Below are 21,601 nucleotides of genomic sequence, written 5' to 3'. Positions count from 1 at the left end.
TTGCCGGCGCCGGATCCGGATAATGATCGTCCTGTTGTCAGTGCGGCCCGGTACGCTCGAAAGCACGATGACAGAGGATCTCTCACCGGCCGAGCGGTACGCGGCAGCACGTAAGCGCGCTGTCGAGCAGGCCACCGCGCTCGCGTCCTTCCGCGAGATGTACGACTTCGGTCTCGACCCCTTCCAGATCGAGGCCTGCCAGGCACTCGAGGCGGGCAAGGGCGTCCTGGTGGCCGCCCCCACGGGCTCGGGCAAGACGATCGTGGGCGAGTTCGCCGTCCACCTCGCGCTCCAGCAGGGCAAGAAGTGCTTCTACACGACGCCCATCAAGGCGCTGTCGAACCAGAAGTACTCCGACCTGTGCCGGCGCTACGGCAGCGACAAGGTGGGCCTGCTCACCGGCGACAACAGCGTCAACTCCGACGCCCCGGTGGTCGTGATGACCACCGAGGTGCTGCGGAACATGCTGTACGCCGGCTCGCAGACCCTCCTCGGCCTCGGGTACGTGGTCATGGACGAGGTGCACTACCTCTCCGACCGCTTCCGGGGCGCCGTGTGGGAAGAGGTGATCATCCACCTTCCCGAGTCGGTCACCCTGGTCTCGCTGTCGGCGACCGTGTCCAACGCCGAGGAGTTCGGCGACTGGCTCGACACCGTGCGCGGCGACACCGAGGTGATCGTCTCCGAGCACCGGCCCGTTCCGCTGTTCCAGCACGTGCTCGCCGGGCGGCGGATGTACGACCTGTTCGAGGAGGGCGAGGGCCAGCGCAGAGCGGTCAACCCCGACCTCACGCGGCTGGCCCGCATGGAGGCGAGCCGCCCCTCGTACCAGGACCGCAGGCGCGGCCGCAACATGCGCGAGGCCGACCGCGAGCGGGAGCGCAGGCAGCGGTCGCGGGTGTGGACACCCGGCCGTCCCGAGGTCATCGAGCGGCTCGACGCCGCCGGGCTGCTGCCCGCCATCACCTTCATCTTCAGCCGTGCCGCCTGCGAGGCCGCCGTCCAGCAGTGCCTGTACGCCGGCCTGCGGCTGAACGACGAGGACGCGCGCGCCGAGGTCCGCGCCCTGGTCGAGGAGCGCACCGCCGCCATCCCCCACGAGGACCTGCACGTCCTCGGCTACTACGAGTGGCTGGAGGGCCTGGAGCGCGGTATCGCCGCCCACCACGCGGGCATGCTGCCGACCTTCAAGGAGGTCGTCGAGGAACTGTTCGTGCGCGGCCTGGTCAAGGCCGTCTTCGCCACCGAGACGCTCGCCCTCGGCATCAACATGCCCGCCCGCTCGGTGGTGCTGGAGAAGCTCGTCAAGTGGAACGGCGAGCAGCACGCCGACATCACTCCCGGTGAGTACACCCAGCTCACCGGCCGCGCGGGCCGACGGGGCATCGACGTCGAGGGACACGCCGTCGTGCTGTGGCAGCGCGCGATGAGCCCGGAGCACCTCGCCGGCCTCGCGGGCACCCGCACCTACCCGCTGCGCTCCAGCTTCAAGCCGTCGTACAACATGGCGGTCAACCTGGTCGAGCAGTTCGGGCGGCACCGTTCGCGCGAGCTGCTGGAGACGTCGTTCGCCCAGTTCCAGGCGGACCGGTCGGTGGTCGGGATCTCCCGGCAGGTGCAGCGCAACGAGGAGGGGCTGGAGGGCTACAAGGCCTCCATGACCTGCCACCTCGGTGACTTCGACGAGTACGCGCGGCTGCGCCGTGACCTCAAGGACCGCGAGACCGAACTGGCCAAGCAGGGCGCGAACCAGCGGCGCACCGAGGCCGCCGTCGCCCTGGAGCGGCTCAAGCCGGGGGACGTCATCCACGTGCCCACCGGCAAGTACGCCGGGCTGGCGCTGGTGCTCGACCCGGGCCTGCCCGCCGGCCGGGCCAACGGACACCGCGGCTTCGAGCAGCACGACGGGCCGCGCCCGCTGGTCCTCACCGCCGAACGGCAGGTCAAGCGACTGGCCTCGATGGACTTCCCGGTGCCCGTCGAGGCGCTGGACCGGATGCGGATCCCGAAGTCGTTCAACCCGCGCTCGCCGCAGTCCCGCCGCGATCTCGCCTCGGCGCTGCGCACCAAGGCCGGGCACATCGTGCCGGAGCGGGGCCGCAAGCAGCGCGCTCAGGCCGCCGACGACCGCGAGATCGCCCGGCTGCGCACCGCGATCCGCGCGCACCCCTGCCACGGCTGCTCCGACCGTGAGGACCACGCCCGCTGGGCCGAGCGCTACCACCGGCTGCTGCGGGACACCTCGCAGCTGGAGCGTCGGATCGAGGGACGCACCAACACGATCGCCCGTACGTTCGACCGGATCGTGGCGCTGCTGACCGAGCTCGACTATCTCCGGGGCAACGAGGTCACCGAGCACGGCAAGCGGCTCGCCCGGCTCTACGGCGAGCTCGATCTGCTCGCGAGCGAATGCCTGCGCGCGGGTGTCTGGGAGGGGCTGGCCCCCGCCGAACTCGCCGCCTGCGTCTCGGCGCTGGTCTACGAGTCGCGGGCCGGGGACGACGCCATGGCGCCGAAGCTGCCCTCGGGCAAGGCGAAGGCCGCGCTCGGCGAGATGGTGCGCATCTGGGGCCGGCTGGACGCCCTGGAGGAGGACTTCCGGATCAGCCAGACCGAGGGCGTCGGGCAGCGCGAGCCCGATCTCGGCTTCGCCTGGTCGGCCTACATGTGGGCGTCCGGGAAGGGGCTCGACGAGGTGCTGCGCGAGGCGGAGATGCCCGCGGGCGACTTCGTGCGCTGGTGCAAGCAGGTCATCGACGTGCTGGGGCAGATCGCGGCGGCGGCTCCCGCCTCCACCGGGGGCTCGACGGTGGCGAGGAACGCCCGCAAGGCGGTCGACGAGCTGCTGCGGGGGGTCGTGGCCTACTCCTCGGTGGGGTGAGGCCGTCCGCCGGGCGCGGCGGTCTCCGACCGCTCGCGCCCCCGGCGGCTCACCTCATCGCCGGCCGAGGTACGCCCGCCAGCCGCCGTACGCCGTGATGTCCTCGGCGTCGGTGAGGGCTGCCGGTTCGCACAGGAAGCCGGGGGTGCTGTCGCCGTCGGCGAGTTCGACGCTGCCCAGGACCATCGGGCGGGGGAGCGCGGCGAGCAGTCGGCCGAGACCCTCCGCGGGCAGCCGCCAGACCTCCACCTCGAGGGCGGCGCCGTCCTCTCCCACGTGCACGAGGCCCGGCTTGGGCGGGTCGGTGCGCAGCGCGTGCAGCCGGTAGACCGGGGACGTCGTGGTCGTACGGTCCAGCACCGCGCCCAGGGACAGGAGTTGGGGATTCAGCGGCTCGCCCGTCAGATGGGCGCCCGCCACCGTCAGGTACACCTCGGGGCGCAGCAGGTCCGCGATCCGGGCCAGCCGGTCGTCCGTGAAGGCCGGGCCGACCAGCATCACGCCGAAGGGCAGGCCGTTCACCTCGCCGGCCGGGACGGCCACCGCCGCCAGGTCGAAGAGGTTGGTGGAGTTGGTGAAGCGGCCCAGCCGGGCGTTGGCGCCCAGCGGGTCGGCGGCCACCTCGGCGAGCGTCGGGTGACCGGGAGCGGTGGGCAGCAACAGGGCGTCCGAGTCGGCCAGTTCGGCCAGGGCGTGGGCGCGCAGGACCGCCAGGCGTTCGGTGTCCGCGCAGAGCCGGTGGGCCGGGACGTCCCGGGCCCGGGTGATGATGCCGGCGACCGTCGGGTCCAGACCCGCTCCGCCCTCCGCGGTCAACTTGTCGACAAAAGCACCCACGGCCGTGTAGCGCTCGGCGACGAACGCCCCCTCGTACAGCATCGCGGCGGCCTCGGTGAACGGGGTGAGGTCGATACCGCGGATCTCGGCCCCGGCCGCCGCGAGCCGCCGCACCGCGGCCTCGTAGGCCGCCGCCCAGCCCGGGTCCAGCTCGCCCAGCCGGTCGCGGGCCGGGACCGCGACCCGCCAGGGTCCGGGGCGGCGCACGGGGAGCGAGGGGAGGGCGCGGCCGGCCGGTGACGCCATGTGGGCCAGGGCCCGCTCGGCCTCGGGAAGCGTGCGGGCGAACACCGTCACACAGTCGATCGAGGCACAGGCCGGGACGACGCCCTGCGTGGGGACCAGTCCGCGGGTGGGCTTGAGGCCGACGATGCCGTTGAAGGCGGCCGGTACCCGCCCCGAACCGGCCGTGTCCGTGCCCAGGGCGAGGTCGGCGATGCCGAGGGCCACGGCGACGGCCGAACCGGAGCTGGAGCCGCCGCTCACCCGCGCCGGGTCGACGGCGCCGCGCACCGCGCCGTACGGGGAGCGGGTGCCCACCAGGCCGGTCGCGAACTGGTCCAGGTTGGTGGTGCCCAGCACCAGCGCGCCGGCCGCCCTGAGCCGCGCGACGGCCGGGGCGTCGGCGGCGGGCCGGTAGGCGTACGCCGGGCAGCCCGCGGTGGTGGGCAGTCCGGCCACGTCGATGTTGCCCTTGACGGCGAGCAGCCGGCCGGCGAGCGGGAGGCGCTCACCGCGCGCCAGCCGTTCGTCGAGCGTGCGGGCCTCCGCCTCGACCTCCGCGCGCGGCCGGAGGTCGATCCAGATCTCCGGCCGGTCCGTGGCCTCGATGCGGGCGTAGGCGGCGCGGACGCGGGACACGGTCGTGGACATGCGTGCTCCTTGCATGGTGTCGGGTCGAACGGCGCACGGTGTCGGGGCGGACGGACCGCTCAGCCCGCGGCCGGGGCCAGGACGAGCAGTGCCGTCCCCGCCTCGACCTGGTCACCGGGCCGGGCCAGGACCTGTGCCACCACGCCGTCGACCGGCGCGTGCACCCTGGACTCCATCTTCATCGCCTCCAGGGCGAGCAGCGGCTGCCCCGCCGTCACCGCGTCGCCCGGCGACACGTTCAGCTGCCAGACGGAGGCGGCGAACTCGGCCTCGACCAGACGCCCGCCCGGCGGTACCGCCACCTCGGCCGCCGGAGCGGCCGGCGCCTCCGCGGCCGCCGCCCGCGCGAACTCGCCGGCCGCCTCCCAGGCATCGCGCTCCGACGCGAACGCGGTCTGCTGGCGGCTCCTGAACTCCGCTATGGAGTCGGCGTGTTCGGTGAGGAAGGCCCGGTAGCCGGCGAGCGAGAAGGTGCCCTCCTCGACGCGCGGCACGAAACGGCCCGAGATGATGTCGGCCCGCAGGTCGAGGAGTTCGTCCGCGCCGACCGGATACCAGCGGATCCGGTCGAAGAAGCGCAGCAGCCAGGGCGAGCCCGGTTCGAAGGCGCCGCGCTGCTGCCAGGGCGACCACACCTGGGTGGTCCGGCCCACGAACTGGTAACCGCCCGGGCCCTCCATGCCGTAGACGCAGAGGTACGCGCCGCCGATGCCCACCGAGTTCTCGGCCGTCCAGGTGCGCGCGGGGTTGTACTTGGTCGTCACCAGCCGGTGGCGCGGGTCGAGCGGGGTGGCGACCGGGGCGCCCAGATAGACGTCTCCCAGCCCCAGGACCAGGTACTCCGCGGCGAACACCGTGTCGTAGACGTCCGCCACGGTGTCCAGGCCGTTGACCCGGCGGATGAACTCGATGTTCCAGGGGCACCAGGGGGCGTCGTCACGGACCCCCGCCATGTAGCGGGCGATGGCCTCGCGGGTCGCCGGGTCGTCCCAGGACAGCGGGAGGTGCACGGTACGGGAGGGGACGACCAGCTCGTCCGAGGGCGGCAGGGCGGCCGTCATCTCCCGCACCACCGCGAGGAGTTCACCCTGGGGGAGGCGGCCGGGGTCGGTCCTGATCTGGAGCGAGCGGATGCCCGGCGTGAGGTCGGTGACGCCGGCCAGGTCCGCCGCGGCCACCGCCTCCATCAGCGCGTGGACCCGCATGCGCAGCGCCAGGTCCAGCTGGAGCGGCCCGAACTCCACCAGCAGGTTGTCGTCGCCGCTGCGCCGGTAGGCCACGTCGCCGTCCCGGGCCAGCACACCCCCGTCGACGATCTCGGGGCGCGGCGCGCCGTGCACGTCGACCGGCGCGAAGCGGACCGTGTCGCCGGGGCGCAGCTGGCCCAGCTTCCAGCGCTCGGAGCTGAGCACCGTCGCCGGGCACACGAACCCGCCGAGGGAGGGGCCGTCCGGGCCGAGCAGCACCGGCATGTCGCCGGTGTAGTCGACGGCGCCGACGGAGTAGGGGGTGTCGTGGATGTTGGACGGGTGCAGGCCGGCCTCGCCGCCGTCGGTGCGGGCCCAGCGCGGCTTGGGCCCGACCAGCCGCACCCCGGTGCGGGCCGAGTTGAAGTGGACCTTCCACTCGGCGGCGTAGAAGTCGCGGATGTCGTCCTCGGTGAAGAACTCCGGCGCCGCGTGCGGGCCCTCGACCGCGCCGAGGTGCCAGACCGGGGTGAACTCCGGCCGGTCGGCGACGGGCACGGCGGTGCCCTCGGCGACCGTCCCGCCGTGCAGGACGTCCCCCGTGCGCAGCGCCCGCCCGCCGTGGCCGCCGAACCGGCCCAGCGTGAACGTGCTCGCGCTGCCCAGGAACGCGGGGACGTCCAGACCGCCCGCGAACAGGACGTACGTCCGCAGGCCGTGCTCGGCGGGCGTGCCGATCTCCAGCAGGGCCCCGGCCGGCACGGTCACCGGCTCCCACCGCGCGACCGCCGTGCCGTCCACGGTGACCGGGGCCGGCGCGCCCGTGACACACACCGTGGTGGCGTGGGTGAAGCGCAGCGCCGGGCCCTGGAGGGTGCACTCCAGGCCCGGGGCCCCCTCGGGGTTGCCGAGCGCGCGGTTGCCGAGGCGGAACGAGCGGTCGTCCATCGGGCCGGACGGCGGGACGCCGACCTGCCAGTGGCCGGTGCGGCCGGGCCAGTCCTGCACGGTGGTGAGGGTGCCGCCGGACACCACCTCGACGCGGGGGGTCGGATCGGTGACGGTGGCGAGGGTCGCCGTCGAGTGGGCCGCCGTCACGAAGCGGGGGTCCGCCAGCGCCGCCCGGACCAGTCCGAGGTTCGTCTCGATGCCGTCGACGCGGGTCCTGGCCAGCGCCTCGTCCAGGCGGCGCAGCGCCTGCGCCCGGTCCGGGCCGTGGGCGATCACCTTCGCGAGCATCGGGTCGTACGACGTCGTCACCTCGGTGCCCGTCTCCACCCAGCCGTCGACGCGCACGCCCGGGGGGAACTCGACCCGGGTCAGCAGGCCGGCGCCGGGCCGGTGGTCGCGGCGGGGGTCCTCCGCGTACAGCCGTGCCTCCACGGCGTGGCCGCGGGGCGGGCCCGGGTCGCGCACGACGTCCCGCTCACCGCGCGCCAGGCGCAGCATCCAGGCGACCAGGTCGACGCCGTAGATCTCCTCGGTGACCGGATGTTCCACCTGGAGACGGGTGTTGACCTCCAGGAAGTACGCCTCCTCGCGGGCCGCGTCGTAGACGAACTCGACGGTGCCCGCGGACCGGTAGCCGACCGAGGCGCACAGGTCGCGTGCGCTCGCGGCGAGCCGCTCCCGGATGTGCGCGGGCAGACCGGGCGCCGGGGCCTCTTCCACGACCTTCTGGTTGCGGCGCTGGAGGGAGCAGTCCCGGTCGCCGAGGACGACGACCTTTCCCGCGCCGTCGCCGAAGACCTGCACCTCGACATGGCGGGCGTGCTCCACGAGGCGTTCCAGGAAGACGCCGGCGGAGGAGAAGGAGGCGGCGGCGACCCGCTGGACGCGCTCCCAGGCCTCGGTGAGCTCGGCGGCCGAGCGGCAGGCCGACATGCCGATCCCGCCGCCACCGCCGGTGGCCTTGAGCATGACCGGATAGCCGACGAGCCGGGCCCGCTCCAGGGCCTCGGGCAGGTCCGCCAGGAGTCCGGTGCCGGGGGCCAGTGGCACACCGGCGGCCTCCGCGGCCGCCCGCGCGGTGTGCTTGGCGCCGAACAGCTCGAGCTGCTCGGGCGTCGGACCGACGAAGACGATCCCGGCGTCGGCGCAGCGGCGCGCGAAGGCCGCGTCCTCGGAGAGGAAGCCGTAGCCCGGGTGGATCGCGCCCGCTCCGGTGTCCTTGGCCGCGGCCAGGACCAGGTCGGCGTCGAGGTACGACTCCTTGGCGGGGGCCGGACCGAGCCGTACGGCCTCGTCGGCGAGCCGGACGTGGGGTGCCGAGCGGTCCGGGTCGGAGTACACCGCGACCGTGCGCAGGCCGAGTTCGCGGGCCGTGCGGATGACGCGGACGGCGATCTCGCCCCGGTTGGCGACCAGCAGCGTGTCGAAGGTCATGCGGCGCCCGCCTCGTCCGTCGCGTCCGTCGCGTCCGTCGCGTCCGTCGCGTCGACGGTCATCTCCACCGCGGTCGGCTCGAAACCGTTGCAGGGGTTGTTGATCTGGGGGCAGTTGGAGACCAGGACGAGGACGTCCCGTTCGGCGCGCAGGGTGAGCGAGAGGCCCGGCGCGGAGAGTCCGTCGACGATGCCGAGGGTGCCGTCCTTCTCGACGGGCACGTTCATGTACCAGTTGATGTTGGAGACCAGGTCCCGCTTGCCGAGACCGTGCCGGGCTCCTTCGGCGAGGAAGTTGTCCACACAGGCGTGCTGCGCGTAGGTGTGGTGGCCGTAGCGCAGGGTGTTGGACTCCTTCGAGCAGGCGCCGCCGACGGTGTCGTGGCGGCCCACGGCGTCGGAGGTCACCGTCATCAGCGCGGTGTGCTCGTTGGAGAGCAGCACACTGCCCGTGGTGAGGAAGATGCCGCCCTGGGCGTGGATCGTGTCCGGCGCGCTGTAGCGCACGGACGTGTCGTGGGCGTCGTACACGAGGAAGTCGACGGCCTGGTTGCCGTGCAGGTCGGTGATGGTCAGCGTCTCGCCCTCGCGGACGATCGACGACCAGGAGGCGCGGGCCTCCACCACGGTCTTCGTGCTCATGCGAGCCCCCTCGCGGTGAGGAATTCGGCGGTGTTGAGGAAGGCGCGGCGGCCCTCGGGTGTGGCGTCCCACAGCGGGTCGCCCGGGCGGGTCGGCGCGGCCCGCCAGGCGAGGACCTCCAGCGGGGTGCTGACGTACTCCGGGCGGGGGTCGGCCGGGTGCGGCACGTTGACGATCAGTACCGTCACGTCCTGTTCGGCGCGCAGGGTGACGCTGCCGCCCGGACCGGCCGAGCCGGTGAAGTCGAGGCGGCCGTCGTCGCGGACCTCCACGCCCTGGAAGAAGGAGAGCGAGGGCGGCAGGTCGCGGGGTTCCAGGCCGTTCTTGGCGGCGGCCAGTTTGAACAGCTCCCGGCCGGCCGGGGAGGCGGACTGCGGGCTCCCGTCGCCGTAGCGCCCGGTGTTGCGGACGAGGGTGGAGGTGCCGCACAGCGCGTCGTGACGGCCCGAGGTGTCGGCGATCACCGAGGCGAGGACGCGGCCCTGGTCCGACAGGAGCAGCACGCCCTCGCCGAGGTAGGCGTTCCACTGGACCTTGACCGTGTCGGCGACGTTCAGCCGCTCCCAGGGCCGGCCGTCCACATGGAGCAGCAGGTGGGCGCAGGCGTCGCCGTGCCGGTCGGCCAGGCGCAGCTCGGTGCCGCGCGCCAGGACCCGGTGGGTGTAGTTGCCGCCCGCGACCGTCTCGGCCCACACCAGGTGGCCCGCCTCGCAGGGCGGGTCCTGCCAGTCCCGGGCCGGGACGACCGGCATGGCCTCGGCGCGGGCGCCCTCCTGTGCCCGGGCGTGGGCGCGTGCTCCGTATGTGGTCGCTGTCGCCGCCATGGCGGACCTCCGCAGCTCGGTTCCGTCGCTGTCGCGGTATTTCTGTCGCCCGACAGAAATTAGGTCCGGGTCGGGTCGCCGCCGTTGCCCTCGGGTTGCGGGTCGGTTACCGACTCCTCACCGGGGCCTCCCCGCCGGGTCGCGCGAAGATCGCCGTCCGGGGCCGTGTGCGAGGATCGAACGCATGGGGACGAGCAGCGGACGTCGAGTGGGCCGCCCGCGGGCCGCGCAGCGCCCGGACAGCGGGCTCGCGCCGCGCGCCGAACTGCTCGTGGCCGCGGCGGAGTTGTTCACCACGCGCGGCTACGCCGCCACCACCACCCGGGCCGTCGCCGAACGCGCGGGCATGCGCCAGGCCTCCATGTACCACTACGTCTCCGGCAAGGAGGAACTGCTCGCCGCGCTGCTGGAGTCGACGGTCACCCCCTCGCTGACCTGTGCCCGTGAACTGCTCGCGGACGACGCGCGGACGGCCGAGGACCGGCTGTGGGAGCTGTGCCGCACCGACGTCGAGCTGCTGTGCGGCGGTCCGCACAACCTGGGCGGGCTCTACCTGCTGCCCGAGGTGCGCTCCGAGCGGTTCGCCGGTTTCCACGCCGTGCGCGCCGAACTCAAGGACGCCTACCGCCAGTTGATCGCCGCCACGGCGGCGGGCGGCGTGCTGGCGAAGAGCGCGCTGGATCTCCGTACCGACCTGGTCTTCGGCCTCATCGAGGGTGTCATCCTGGTGCACCGCTCGGATCCGGAGCGTTCCGTCTCGGAATTCGCCCGCGCCACCGCCGACGCGGCACTGCGTATCGCGGGGAGCTGAACACCGCCCGAGCCGCACGCGGCCGCTCGTCTCATCCGTCCCGGTGAACTGTTCCGCACACCCGTACGCCGTCACTTTGTGTGTTCGACCGAATGCCGAACGTGCAAATGGGATGAGGTTACTCCACGTACGGAAGTGGTTTCAGGCGGTTGCCGAATATGACACGGCGATGATCCGGTCGGACTAAGCTCGCCCGCGGCGCACCGAGTTGAGGCGTAATCGTGCGCTTGTTCCCAAAATTTCCCGAAGATGCCGACAGATCCCTACAGAGGGTGCCCACATGGTGAGTGTTCAGTCCCCACCCGGTCGCCGAGAACTTCCCTATGCGCGCGTGCTGTTGCTGCCGGCGATACTGATGGCCGCGGTGACCGGAGCCGCCGTCGCCCTGGTGGCGCCGCAGGCCCGGCTCGCCGTCGGCGTCTGCGGAGCCGTCGCCACCCTCCTGGTGACCGCGGCGGGAGCCGAGTGTGTGCGCCGTGGGCGGCGCCTGCGGGAGCTGCGCGCGGAGCGGGACCAGCGCGTCGCGTACCTGGAACGCCGGGTGGCCGGCCACGCGGAGGAGAACCGGCGCCTCGCCCAGGAGTTCGTGCCCGAGGCCGTGGCATGGCTGCGCGCCGGAAATTCCCCCAGGGAGGTGATGCGCGACCTCAGCGAGGGTGATCCCGACTTCCGGGATCTCGACGACGCGCAGCGCGCCGTGATCCGGAAGATCCTCGACATCGTCGACCACGAGGAGTCCCTGCGCGACTCGGCCCAGCGCTCCTTCGTCAGCATCGCCCGCCGGGTGCAGGCCATCGTCCACCAGCAGTCCGCGGAACTGCGGGAGATGGAGGAGGACCACGGCCGCAACCCCGAGGTCTTCGACGACCTGCTGCGCATCGACCACGGCACCTCGCTGATCGGCCGCCTCGCCGACTCCATCGGTGTGCTCGGCGGCGGCCGGCCCGGCCGCAACTGGCCCCAGCCGGTCCCGCTGTACAGCGTGCTGCGCGGCGCCATGTCCCGCATCCTGGAGTACCGCCGCATCCAGCTCGACTCCATCGCCAAGGTCAACATCCGCGGCCTGTCCGTCGAGCCGCTCATCCACGCGCTCGCGGAACTCCTGGACAACGCCACCCGCTACTCGCCCCCGCAGAGCAAGGTGCACGTCAACGCCGTCGAGGTGCAGACCGGCATCGCCATCGAGATCGAGGACGCCGGCGTCAGCCTCAGCGAAGAAGCCCGCGCCAAGGCCGAACGCATGCTGGAACAGGCCATGGCGGGCGTCGACATCCAGGACGTCGGCGGCACCCCGCGCCTGGGTCTCGCGGTCGTCGGCCGCCTGTGCACCTCGTTCAACCTCCAGGTCTCGCTGCGCACCTCGGCCTACGGCGGCGTCCGGGCCGTCCTCATCGTGCCGAGCGAGATGCAGACCTCCGACCCCGCCCCGGGCTTCGCGCACGGCATCGGAGCCACCGCCGTACCGCAGATCGACCTGAGCCAGATCGGCGAGGGGCCCAAGCGCCCGCCCAAGAAGCGCCGCCCCACCAACGCGCGTATCCCGGCGGGAGTCTCCCTGACCGACGACGAGGTGCCCGAGGTCACCGAGTGGACCGACCAGGGGCTGCCGCAGCGGCGCAGCAAGGCCACGATCCCGATCACCCAGCGCTACGCCGAGGCGTACGCCGCCCAGGAGGCCGAACGGCTGGGCAAGCCCGACCCGTTCGCACAGCGCCGGCCGGAGCCCGAGCCGGAACCCCAGAAGAAGCGGGAACCGGGCCTTGCCTTCGAGGCCTTCTGGGAGGGGCTGGTCAAAGCGGCCCCGCCCGGCGTGCATCCCACCGACTTCACCCGTAATCCCACCGCATACCTGCACCTGATCGAAGACAAGGCCGAGCCCGAGGCCGACGATGAAGGGGACCTCACGTGATCCAGCAGCGCCAAAACTTCGACTGGCTGCTCAAGGAGCTGTACGACGGGGTTCCGGGCATCGAGATGATCGTGGTCCTGTCCGCCGACGGACTGCGCATCGCCCGCTACGCCGGTGACCCCGACGCCGCCGACCGGGTCGCCGCCGCCTGCGCGGGCCTCCAGAGCCTGGCCGCCGCGGTCGGCCAGGAGATCCACTCGAGCACCGGCGAGATGGACATGGTCGTCATCGACCTGAGCGGCGGCTACTTCTACATGATGTCGGCCGGCGCCAACGCCTATCTGGCCGTCCTCGCCGACGTGCGCTGCGAGGCCAGCCGGATGAGCGGGATGATGCGCGACCTCGTGGTCCGGATCGGCGCCCATCTGACCAGTCCGCCCCGGCGCAACGGGCAGAGCGTATGACGCCTCCGCAACGCCGTCGGCGACAACCCCTGCCGCAACCGCCCCCACCGCCCCTACCGCCCCCACCGCCCCCGCAGGACGCGAAGGACGGCGCGGAGGGGGAGGGCAAGAACCCCGAACGGCTGTACATCATCACGGGCGCGGACGGTGAGCGCGCACCCGTCGACCTCGTCACCTTAGTCGTGGCGCGTGCCGAACCGCCCTCGTCGGCCACCCCGGAGCAGACGGCGGTGCTGCGGATGTGCGCCGCCCCGCTGTCGGTGGCCGAGATCTCGGCCTATCTCGGCCTGCCCTTCAGCGTCGTGACGGTGCTGCTCACCGAGATGCTGGCGGCCGAACTCGTCCAGGCACGCGCCCCCATCGTCCGGCAGCAGCTCCCCGACCGTTCCCTTCTCGAAGCGGTGATGCATGGACTTCAACGGCTCTGACACGATCCCCGGCCCACGGGCCGAGGACCATCTGCCGCACACCACGACGGCCGCGGCGAAGATCGTCATCGTGGGCGGCTTCGGCGTCGGCAAGACCACCATGGTCGGCTCCGTCAGCGAGATCAGGCCGCTGACCACCGAGGAGACCATGACCCAGGCGGGCATCGGGGTCGACGACAACTACGGCTCCGAGACCAAGACCGCCACCACCGTGGCCATGGACTTCGGCCGGATCCGGATCACCGAGCAGGTCGTGCTCTACCTCTTCGGCACGCCCGGCCAGGAACGCTTCTGGTTCCTGTGGAACGGGCTGTTCGAGGGAGCGCTCGGCGCCGTCGTCCTGGTCGACACCCGCCGCCTCGAGGTCAGTTTCGAGGTCATGGGCCGGCTCGAGGAGGGCGGCGTGCCGTTCGTCGTCGCCGTCAACACCTTCCCCGACGGGCCCCGTTACCCCATCGACGACCTGCGCGCGGCCCTCGACCTGCCGCCCGAGATCCCGATCGTGGAGTGCGACGTCCGCCGCCGCGCCTCCAGCCGCGACGTCCTGATGACCCTCATGCGCTTCCTGCACTCCCTGGCCCTGACCCGGAGCCTCACCTGACGCGCGCGGCCTCGTCCGACCCGCACGGAACCACCTCACCCGCACGGCCACTTCCCACCCGCACGATCACCTCCCCACACACCGGATCCAGCACAGTTTCGGAGCGACCCCCTGTGACTCCCGAACACCCCACCGCGAACGGCCCGCACGACCTCGCCCTGGACCCGCCGCCCGCCTGCCCCGCGCACGGCCGGGGCCCCGGCGGACTGGCCCGTCTCTACGGCCCCGGCGCGGAGGACCTGAACGAACTCTACGAGCGACTGCGCGAGGAACACGGCCCCGTGGCGCCGGTCCTGCTCCACGACGACCTGCCGATGTGGATGGTCCTCGGACACGCCGAGAACCTGCGCATGGTGCGGACCCCCTCGCAGTTCACCAAGGACACCCGCACCTGGTCGCAGATGCTGGACGGCAAGGTCAGGCCCGACCACCCGCTCATGCCGCACATCGCCTGGCAGCCCATCTGCGCGCACGCCGAGGGCGACGAGCACAAGCGGCTGCGGGGCGCGGTCACCGCCGCCATGGCGACCATCGACGACCGCAGCGTGCGCCGCTACATCAACCGCTCCAGCCAGCGGCTGGTCAACCGCTTCTGCGAGGAGGGCCGGGCCGACCTGGTCGGCGACTTCGCCGAGCACCTGCCGATGGCCGTGATGTGCCATGTCCTCGGCATGCCCGACGAGTACAACGACAAGATGGTGCACGCCGCCCGGGACGCCCTCAAGGGCAGCGAGACCGCGGTCGCCAGCCACGAGTACGTCGTGGGAGCGCTCGCCCGGCTCACCACCCGCCGCCGCGCCGAGCCCGAGGACGACTTCACCAGCCACCTCATCGGCCACCCGGCGGGACTCACCGACGACGAGGTCAGGGAGCATCTGCGCCTGGTGCTCTTCGCCGCCTACGAGGCGACCGTCAACCTGCTGTCCAACGCGCTGCGCATGGTCCTCACCGACCCCCGCTTCCTCGCCCAGCTCAACGGCGGCCAGATGACGGTGGCGGAGGCGGTCGAGCAGTCCCTGTGGGACGAACCCCCGTTCAGCACCATCTTCGGCTACTTCGCCAAGCAGGACACGGAGTTGGGCGGTCAGCGCATCCGCCGGGGCGACGGCCTCTTCTTCGCGCCGGCGCCCGGCAACGTGGACCCCAAGGTGCGGCCCGACCTCTCCGCCCACATGCAGGGCAACCGCTCCCACCTCGCCTTCGGCAGCGGTCCGCACGAGTGCCCCGGTCAGGACATCGGCCGCGCCATCGCCGACGTCGGCGTCGACGCGCTGCTGATGCGGCTGCCGGACGTGCAACTCGACTGCGAAGAGGACGAGTTGCGATGGACTATGTCGATCGCCTCGCGCCACCTGGTGGAGCTGCCGGTCCGGTTCGAGCCGAAGGACCAGCAGGACGTCAAGCACAAGCCGAGCCACGCCCCGATCCCGCCGCAGCGCCTGACACGGCCGGTGAGCACGCAGCCGCGGCCCGCGCCCGGGCCGACCAGCGCTCCCGCTCCCGCGCCGTCGGCCGCGACCGCCCCCGAGCCGGTGGCCGCCACCGCCCCCGCGCCGCCCGCCCCGCAGCCGACGGCGCCGGTCCGCGGGCCCAGCGCCTGGCGGCGCTTCCTGTCCTGGTGGCGCGGCTACTGAGCGGCCCCCGCCGGCGGCACGGCGGCCCAGCCCTCGTACGACGTCCAGGCCTCGAGCACCCGACCGCTGCGCAGCCGGTGCTCCGTCCCCGTGACCGGATCGGTGAACTCCAGCTCCCGCGCCAGCAGCTGAAGCGGGCGCCGGAAGTCACCGGCCGCCACGGGGGCGGCCACCTCGGGGTAGAGCGGATCGCCGAGGATGGGCACGCCCAGGGTGTTCATATGGACCCGCAGCTGATGGGTCTGCCCGGTGGCGGGCAGCAGCCGGTACCGGCCGAGCCCCCGCGCCCCGTGCTCGACGAGTTCGACCCGGCTCACGGCGTTCGGCTCGCCCGCCACCTCGTAGGCGGCCAGCACCCCGCGTTCCTTGACGATCCGGCTGCGCACGGTCCGGGGCAGGGCGAGCCCGGGGTCGTACGGCGCGACGGCCTCGTACACCTTGCGCACCAGGCGGTCGCGGAACAGGGACTGGTACGCGCCGCGCTCCTCGGGACGCACGGTGAACAGCACGAGCCCGGCGGTGAGCCGGTCGAGCCGGTGCGCGGCGCCGAGCGCGGGGAGGTCCAGCTCCCGCCGCAGCCGGGCCAGCGCGCTCTCGGTGACATGGCTGCCGCGCGGGGTCGTGGCCAGGAAGTGCGGCTTGTCGACGACGACGATGTGCTCGTCGCGGTGCACGATCTCCAGCGGGAACGGCACGGGCACCTCGGGCGGCAGCTCGCGGTGGTACCAGACGAACATCCCCGGCACGTAGGCCGCGTCCGGCGCCACCGGCCGCCCGTCGGCGCCGACCACGAGCCCGGCCGCCAGCATGCCGTCGACGATCCCGGCCCGCGCCGTGCCCAGCCGCTCCACCAGGTACTCCCGCACGCCCGCCCAGGCGCCCGCACCGGGCAGCCGCACCCGCACCGGGTCGATCCCGTCGCGCTGCGGGAGCGGGGAGGGCGGGGGCGGCGTACGGCGTCTCATCGGGGTCAAGCCTAAGGGCGGAAAATCCGTTGGCCGGGCCGCGGGCCGTTGGCAGGATGCGGCCCATGCCCTTCACCGCCGATCCCGTCCTGTCCGCCGGAACCCTCTCGGGAGCCGCGCAGCCCGAGCTCCGCAGCGGCGACGGACTGCTGCTGCGCCCCTGGCGGGCCGAGGACGTCCCCGCCGTGTACGCCGCCTTCCAGGACCCCGCCCTGCACCAGTGGCACATCAGGGCCGCCGACTCCGAGGAGGAGGTCGCCGGCTGGATCGAGGACTGGCGCAAGGACTGGGCGCGGGAGCGGAACGCCCAGTGGGCCGTCGTCGACGAGCACACCGGCGCACTGCTCGGGCGGGTGGCGCTGCGCGCCATCGTGCTCGCCGAGGGGGTCGCCGAGGTCGCGTACTGGACGACCCGGGCGGCCCGTGGCCGGGGAGTCGCGCCCCGGGCCACGACCGCGCTGACAAGCTGGGCGCTCGACGAGATCGGCCTGCACCGCCTGGAGTTGATGCACGCCACCGCCAACGAGGCCTCCTGCCGGGTCGCCGAGAAGGCGGGCTTCCTCCTGGAGGGCACCCGGCGCAGCGCCACCCTCCACCAGGACGGCTGGCACGACATGCACCTCCACGCGCGCGTCCAGGGCGACTGAGACACCCCGAGGGTGCACGCCTCTCCGCCCCGCCCGTCGGCCTCCGTCCCGCCCGTCGGCCTCCGGGTCTACGCGGTCGCCGTCTCCGGTACGGGCGCCGCCGGGACCGGTGCCCGCCTGCGGTAGGTCCGGAAGGCCACGCCGACCACGAGCGTCGCGGCGAGGAACAGCACGGTGAACCACCGGAAGTACCAGTGGCCGCCCGCCGGGTCGTACACCGCCGCGCGCGGCCAGGCCAGGTTGACCGTCATCAGCAGGCCGTAGACCAACGCGAGGGCGTTCACCGGGACTCCCCAGCGGCCCAGGGAGAACAGGCGGGCGCCCGTCTCGTCCGTGCCGGCCGAGGAGAACCGGCCGCGCAGCCGGCGCACCAGCAGCGGGCCGGTGACCATCGCGTACGCCAGGTACAGCATCACGATGCAGGTCGTGCCGATGGCCAGGAAGGCGTCCGGCGAGGCGAAGTCGAGCAGCAGCAGCGCCGCCGCGAGGACGCCGACCACCAGCGCCGGGGCGCTCGGCATGCCGGTGCGGGGGTTCACGCGCGCGAGGCGGCCGGAGAACGGCAGTTGCCCGTCGCGGGCCATGGAGAACAGCATCCGGCAGGCCGCCGTCTGGATGGCGAGCGTCGCCACCGCGATCGCGACCACCACGTCCGCCAGCAGCACCTTGCCGACCCCGTCGCCCAGGCTGCTGGTGAGGACGTAGCTGAGGCCGTCGACGCCGAGCCGCCCGTCGGTCAGGCTGGGGGCGGCGAGCAGTCCGCCCAGCACGATCAGCCCGCCCAGCAGACCGGCCGCGCCGAGCGCGGTGAGGATCGTGCGGGGCGCGGTCCGGCGCGGCTGGTGGGTCTCCTCGCTCATCTCGCCCGCGCTGTCGAACCCGATCATCACGTACGCGGCCGTGAACGAGCCGACCAGCAGCGCTCCGAACAGGCCGCTCTGCGCGGCGCCTTCGGTGTGGAAGGTGATGCTCGGGGTGCGCTCGGAGTGGGTGAGCAGCAGCACCACGATGAGGACCGCGCCGATGATCTCGGCCGTCACCCCGACCCGGTTGACCACGGACATCACGCGGTTGTCAACGAGGTTCACGAACGTGGTCAGCGCCAGCAGGAGCATGCCGAGCAGCGCCGCGTTGGCCGCGCCGTCGGGCGAGGTGGGTGCCGGGTCGGTGCCGATCAGCTGGAAGCCCGACCAGATCGCCGGCAGCACCATCTGGAGCGCCAGCGCGGCCGCGGCCACCACGACGATCTGCCCGATCACCATGATCCAGCCGGCGAACCAGCCGAACGAGGGCGTCGACAGCCGTGACGACCACTGGTAGATCGCCCCCGAGATCGGGTAGCGGGCCGCCAGCTCCGCGAAGCACGCGGCGACCAGCAGCTGACCGGCCAGCACGACCGGCCAGGCCCAGAAGAAGACCGGGCCGCCGAAGGCGTACCCGAAGGCGAAGAACTGGAAGACGGTCGTCAGGACGGAGATGAAGGAGAACCCGGCGGCGAACGAGGCGTACCGGCCCAGGCTGCGGTGCAGCTCCTGGCGGTAGCCGAACTCGGCGAGGGAGCCGTCGCCCGGGTCGGGGGAGTGCGGCGGGTCGGGGCGTACGTCGGAAGGGGTCGTTGTCGTCACGGCGGAACCTGCCTTGGGCCCAGAGGGACGTAATTCCTGTCGGGCGACAGAAATTAGGGACGCGCTGTTTCGTGCGCGTCACGCCGCCGTGTCCGGTGCGGGCCCAAGTCCTCACGTCCTCCCTCACCTCACTCGATCGCGTTACATCGCGTCCCTTGCGGCGGCTCGCCGACTCGCGATATGTTCGGCTACGGATATTCGGCAGCGGGTTCCTCGCGCGCACGTGCCGTCAGTACCTCTGGCGGCGGGCGTCGGCCGGTGCCGCGTCTGTTCGGTGGTGCGTCTGCCGGCGGTGAACCGCCGGTCGTGAGGTGAGGTGGTCGTCATGGCGAGGAAGCGCCGCAAGCTCAGCAACCCGCTGGCGCTCGCCGTGATGACGACGCTCTGGCAGAAGCCGATGCATCCGTACGAGATCGCCCAGACCCTGCGCAGCCAGGGCAAGGACACCAGCACGAAGACGAACTACGGCTCGCTCTACACCGTCGTGCAGAACCTCGAGAAGTACGGCTTCGTCGAGGTGACCGGCGTGGAGCGCCAGGGCAACCGTCCCGAGCGCACGGTCTACGGGCTCACCGAGGCCGGGCGTGAGGAGATGGCCGAGTGGCTGTCCGACCTGATCGCCATCCCCGCGAAGGAGTACCCGATCTTCGAGACGGCGCTCTCGCTGATGGCGGCGCTGCCTCCGGACGAGGTGGTGCGCCTGCTGGAGACCCGGCTCAGCTCGCTGGAGGTCGAGGTGGCCAGTGGCCGGGGGGCCCTCGACAAGCTCTACGAGACGCTGCCGAGGCTCTTCCTCGTCGAGGTCGAGTACCACCTGCACATGGTCGAGGCGCAGGCCGAGTGGGTCGGCGGATTCCTCGAGGAGATCAGGAAGGGCTCACTGCCCGGCGTCGAGGACTGGCGGCGCATCCACGAGACGGGGGAGTTGCCCACGGAATTCACGTCTTGAGAACGACCCCGGCAGGGCTGTTGCAGCAGCTCCGCCGGGGTCCCCAACCCCGAACGGAATCCGCGGTGAGGCGGTTCCGGGCCATCGAGGTGCGGCACACCCAGGATAGCCCGGTGCTCTTCACGCGGATCAGCAGTCCTGTCCGCTCACGAAGGAGCACCGTCATGAGCAACACCCGCGCGCCCGCGGTCGAGGCGCGTCGACTCGTCAAGACCTACCCCGGTGGCGTCACCGCCCTGAACGGCCTCGAGATCACCGTCGAACCCGGCACCGTCTTCGGGCTGCTCGGCCCCAACGGCGCCGGCAAGTCCACCACCGTCAAGATCCTCACCACCCTCGCCCGTCCCGACTCCGGGTCGGCGCTCGTCGCCGGGCACGACGTGCTGCGTCACCCGGACCGGGTGCGCCGGGCGATCGGCGTGGTCGCCCAGAACTCCGGCACCGACCCGGTCGCCACCGGTCGCGACAACCTCCGCCTCCAGGGCAGGCTCCACGGCCTGCGGGGCGCCGCACTCGACCGGCGCGTCGACGAACTGCTCGACCGCTTCGCGCTCACCGAGGCCGCCCGGCGCCCGGTCAAGGCCTACTCCGGCGGCATGCGGCGCCGGCTCGACGTCGCCCTGGGCCTGGTGCACCGGCCCGAGGTGCTCTTCCTCGACGAGCCCACCACCGGCCTGGACCCGCAGGCCCGCAGCGCGATGTGGGACGAGATCGGCCGGCTGGCCGGCGAGGAGGGGCTGACCGTCCTGCTCACCACGCACTACCTGGAGGAGGCCGACCGGCTCGCCGAGCGGGTCGCCATCGTCGACCGGGGCCGGATCGTCGTCACGGGCACGCCCGACTCCCTCAAGGGCGAACTGCGCGGCGACGCCGTGCACGTGGAGCTGCGCACCGCGCCGGGCGAGGGCGGCCGGGCGCTGCTGGAGGGCGCCCTGGGCGAGCTGCCGGGCGTCCACGAGGTGGTGTGCGACGGGCCGCGGGTCAGTGTCCGCGCGGAGGACGGAGCGGCCGCGGTACCCGCGCTGCTCGGCGCCCTGGAGCGGGTCGGGGTGGCCGTCGCCGCCGCGACCGTCGCCCGCCCCTCCCTCGACGACGTCTACCTGCGGTACACGGGCCGTCGATACGCCGAGGCCGAGGCCGAGGCCGGGAGCGGGGCCGCCGCCGATGCCCTCACCCTCGCCGGGGGTGCGCGATGAGCAGCGCGATCGTCCAGACCTGGTACATGACGCAACGCCAGCTGATGGTGTTCGCCCGCCAGCCCGCGTACGCCGTGATCACGCTGATCCAGCCGGTGATCTGGCTGTTCCTGTTCGGCAGCCTCTTCAAGAACGTCGTGGCGCTGGGCGGCTTCGGTACGGCCTCCTACCTCGACTACCTGGTCCCCGGCGTGGTCGTGATAAGCGCGCTCGGCTCCAACCTGTGGGCGGGCATGGGCACGTTGGAGGAGATCCAGCGCGGCACCCTCGACCGCTTCCTGACCACCCCGGCCAGCCGGGCCGCGCTGATGAACGGCAATGTCGTCCACAACGGCATCGTCACCGCGCTCCAGTCGGCGGTCATCGTGCTGCTGGGCCTGGCGGGCGGCGCGGAGTACCCGGGCGGGATCGTGGGCGTCGTCGTCCTGGTCGTCGCCTCGGTGCTGCTGGGCACGGTCTTCGGGGCGCTGTCCAACGCCCTGGGCATGCTGGTCCGGGAGCGGGAGTCGATCATCGGCGTCAACACGTTCCTGCTGCTGCCGCTGACCTTCCTCTCCAGCGCCTTCATGGCACCGGACCGGATGCCGGGCTGGATACGGCAGGTGGCCCGCTTCAACCCGCTGGACTGGGCGATGGTCGCGGGACGTTCGGCCTTGTCCGCCGATCCCGACCCGGGGGCGGTGCTCCTGCGCGGCGGGGCGCTCCTCGCGCTCGCGACGGCGGCCGTATGGCTCTCGATCAGGACGTTCCGGTCGTACCAGCGGTCCGTGTAGGCGCAGGCGGACGCGTCCCCGAGGGGGCGCA

The 21,601-nt window shown here is 72.7% G+C and carries 17 protein-coding genes; 11 read left to right on the top strand and 6 right to left on the bottom strand.

The window, feature by feature from the left end:
* Positions 1-22: 22 nt before the first annotated feature.
* Positions 23-2,881, top strand: coding sequence for a DEAD/DEAH box helicase (locus AOQ37_RS24560; protein ID WP_062646916.1), 2,859 nt, complete (start codon positions 23-25; stop codon positions 2,879-2,881).
* 54 nt (positions 2,882-2,935) lie between these two features.
* On the opposite strand, the gene atzF is transcribed toward AOQ37_RS24560, so the two are convergent.
* The 4 genes from atzF to AOQ37_RS24540 are packed head-to-tail and all read right to left on the bottom strand — an operon-like array spanning position 2,936 to position 9,628.
* The gene (gene atzF / locus AOQ37_RS24555) at positions 2,936-4,591 is read right to left on the bottom strand and encodes an allophanate hydrolase (RefSeq protein WP_062646914.1); all 1,656 of its coding nucleotides are present in this window, start codon (positions 4,589-4,591) and stop codon (positions 2,936-2,938) included.
* A 59-nt stretch (positions 4,592-4,650) separates the two neighbouring features.
* Positions 4,651-8,163 (bottom strand): 5-oxoprolinase/urea amidolyase family protein, encoded by a 3,513-nt coding sequence (locus AOQ37_RS24550; RefSeq protein WP_062646912.1) that lies wholly within the window; start codon positions 8,161-8,163, stop codon positions 4,651-4,653.
* The gene (locus AOQ37_RS24545; protein WP_062646910.1) at positions 8,160-8,804 is read right to left on the bottom strand and encodes an urea amidolyase associated protein UAAP2; all 645 of its coding nucleotides are present in this window, start codon (positions 8,802-8,804) and stop codon (positions 8,160-8,162) included. The genes AOQ37_RS24550 and AOQ37_RS24545 overlap by 4 nt, the downstream gene beginning before the upstream one ends.
* Positions 8,801-9,628, bottom strand: a complete 828-nt coding sequence (locus AOQ37_RS24540) for an urea amidolyase associated protein UAAP1 (RefSeq protein ID WP_062646908.1) — start codon at positions 9,626-9,628, stop codon at positions 8,801-8,803. Before AOQ37_RS24540 ends, AOQ37_RS24545 begins: the two co-directional genes overlap by 4 nt.
* Positions 9,629-9,812: 184 nt before the next feature.
* Here AOQ37_RS24540 and AOQ37_RS24535 point away from each other — a divergent pair, with 184 nt between their 5' ends.
* The 6 genes from AOQ37_RS24535 to AOQ37_RS24510 all read left to right on the top strand — a co-directional run bounded on the left by AOQ37_RS24535 (position 9,813) and on the right by AOQ37_RS24510 (position 15,415).
* Positions 9,813-10,439, top strand: a complete 627-nt coding sequence (locus AOQ37_RS24535; protein ID WP_062646905.1) for a TetR/AcrR family transcriptional regulator — start codon at positions 9,813-9,815, stop codon at positions 10,437-10,439.
* Between the two features lie 280 nt (positions 10,440-10,719).
* A complete protein-coding gene (locus AOQ37_RS24530) occupies positions 10,720-12,348 on the top strand; it encodes a sensor histidine kinase (protein WP_234436993.1) in 1,629 nt (542 codons plus the stop codon).
* Positions 12,345-12,752 carry a roadblock/LC7 domain-containing protein gene (locus AOQ37_RS24525; protein WP_062646899.1) on the top strand — a complete coding sequence of 136 codons (408 nt, stop codon included), beginning with the start codon at positions 12,345-12,347 and terminating at the stop codon, positions 12,750-12,752. The genes AOQ37_RS24530 and AOQ37_RS24525 overlap by 4 nt, the downstream gene beginning before the upstream one ends.
* Complete coding sequence (locus AOQ37_RS24520) at positions 12,749-13,180, top strand: DUF742 domain-containing protein (RefSeq protein ID WP_062646897.1); 432 nt, start codon at positions 12,749-12,751, stop codon at positions 13,178-13,180. Before AOQ37_RS24525 ends, AOQ37_RS24520 begins: the two co-directional genes overlap by 4 nt.
* Complete coding sequence (locus tag AOQ37_RS24515) at positions 13,161-13,781, top strand: GTP-binding protein (RefSeq protein ID WP_020128348.1); 621 nt, start codon at positions 13,161-13,163, stop codon at positions 13,779-13,781. Before AOQ37_RS24520 ends, AOQ37_RS24515 begins: the two co-directional genes overlap by 20 nt.
* Before the next feature lie 113 nt (positions 13,782-13,894).
* Positions 13,895-15,415 carry a cytochrome P450 gene (locus AOQ37_RS24510; RefSeq protein ID WP_062646895.1) on the top strand — a complete coding sequence of 507 codons (1,521 nt, stop codon included), beginning with the start codon at positions 13,895-13,897 and terminating at the stop codon, positions 15,413-15,415.
* On the opposite strand, the gene AOQ37_RS24505 is transcribed toward AOQ37_RS24510, so the two are convergent.
* Positions 15,409-16,380 carry an RluA family pseudouridine synthase gene (locus AOQ37_RS24505; protein ID WP_062646893.1) on the bottom strand — a complete coding sequence of 324 codons (972 nt, stop codon included), beginning with the start codon at positions 16,378-16,380 and terminating at the stop codon, positions 15,409-15,411. The genes AOQ37_RS24510 and AOQ37_RS24505 overlap by 7 nt on opposite strands.
* A gap of 65 nt (positions 16,381-16,445) precedes the next feature.
* Between AOQ37_RS24505 and AOQ37_RS24500 the strand changes: the two genes are divergently transcribed.
* On the top strand, positions 16,446-17,027 hold the full coding sequence (locus AOQ37_RS24500) for a GNAT family N-acetyltransferase (protein ID WP_062646891.1): 582 nt from the start codon (positions 16,446-16,448) through the stop codon (positions 17,025-17,027).
* A gap of 68 nt (positions 17,028-17,095) precedes the next feature.
* On the opposite strand, the gene AOQ37_RS24495 is transcribed toward AOQ37_RS24500, so the two are convergent.
* Positions 17,096-18,652, bottom strand: coding sequence for an amino acid permease (locus AOQ37_RS24495; RefSeq protein ID WP_062646889.1), 1,557 nt, complete (start codon positions 18,650-18,652; stop codon positions 17,096-17,098).
* 325 nt (positions 18,653-18,977) lie between these two features.
* On the opposite strand from AOQ37_RS24495, the gene AOQ37_RS24490 reads away from it, so the two are divergent.
* From AOQ37_RS24490 to AOQ37_RS24480, 3 genes are all read left to right on the top strand, one after another.
* On the top strand, positions 18,978-19,601 hold the full coding sequence (locus AOQ37_RS24490; RefSeq protein ID WP_062647231.1) for a PadR family transcriptional regulator: 624 nt from the start codon (positions 18,978-18,980) through the stop codon (positions 19,599-19,601).
* A 164-nt stretch (positions 19,602-19,765) separates the two neighbouring features.
* Positions 19,766-20,797 carry an ATP-binding cassette domain-containing protein gene (locus tag AOQ37_RS24485; RefSeq protein WP_062646887.1) on the top strand — a complete coding sequence of 344 codons (1,032 nt, stop codon included), beginning with the start codon at positions 19,766-19,768 and terminating at the stop codon, positions 20,795-20,797.
* Positions 20,794-21,570, top strand: a complete 777-nt coding sequence (locus tag AOQ37_RS24480; protein ID WP_062646886.1) for an ABC transporter permease — start codon at positions 20,794-20,796, stop codon at positions 21,568-21,570. The genes AOQ37_RS24485 and AOQ37_RS24480 overlap by 4 nt, the downstream gene beginning before the upstream one ends.
* The last annotated feature ends 31 nt before the right edge of the window (positions 21,571-21,601 follow it).

This window comes from Streptomyces maremycinicus, from assembly GCF_001184025.1.
Taxonomy (GTDB): domain Bacteria; phylum Actinomycetota; class Actinomycetes; order Streptomycetales; family Streptomycetaceae; genus Streptomyces; species Streptomyces maremycinicus.
Note: the sequence above shows the minus strand (reverse complement) of the source record. Positions and strands in the feature narration are given on the sequence as shown.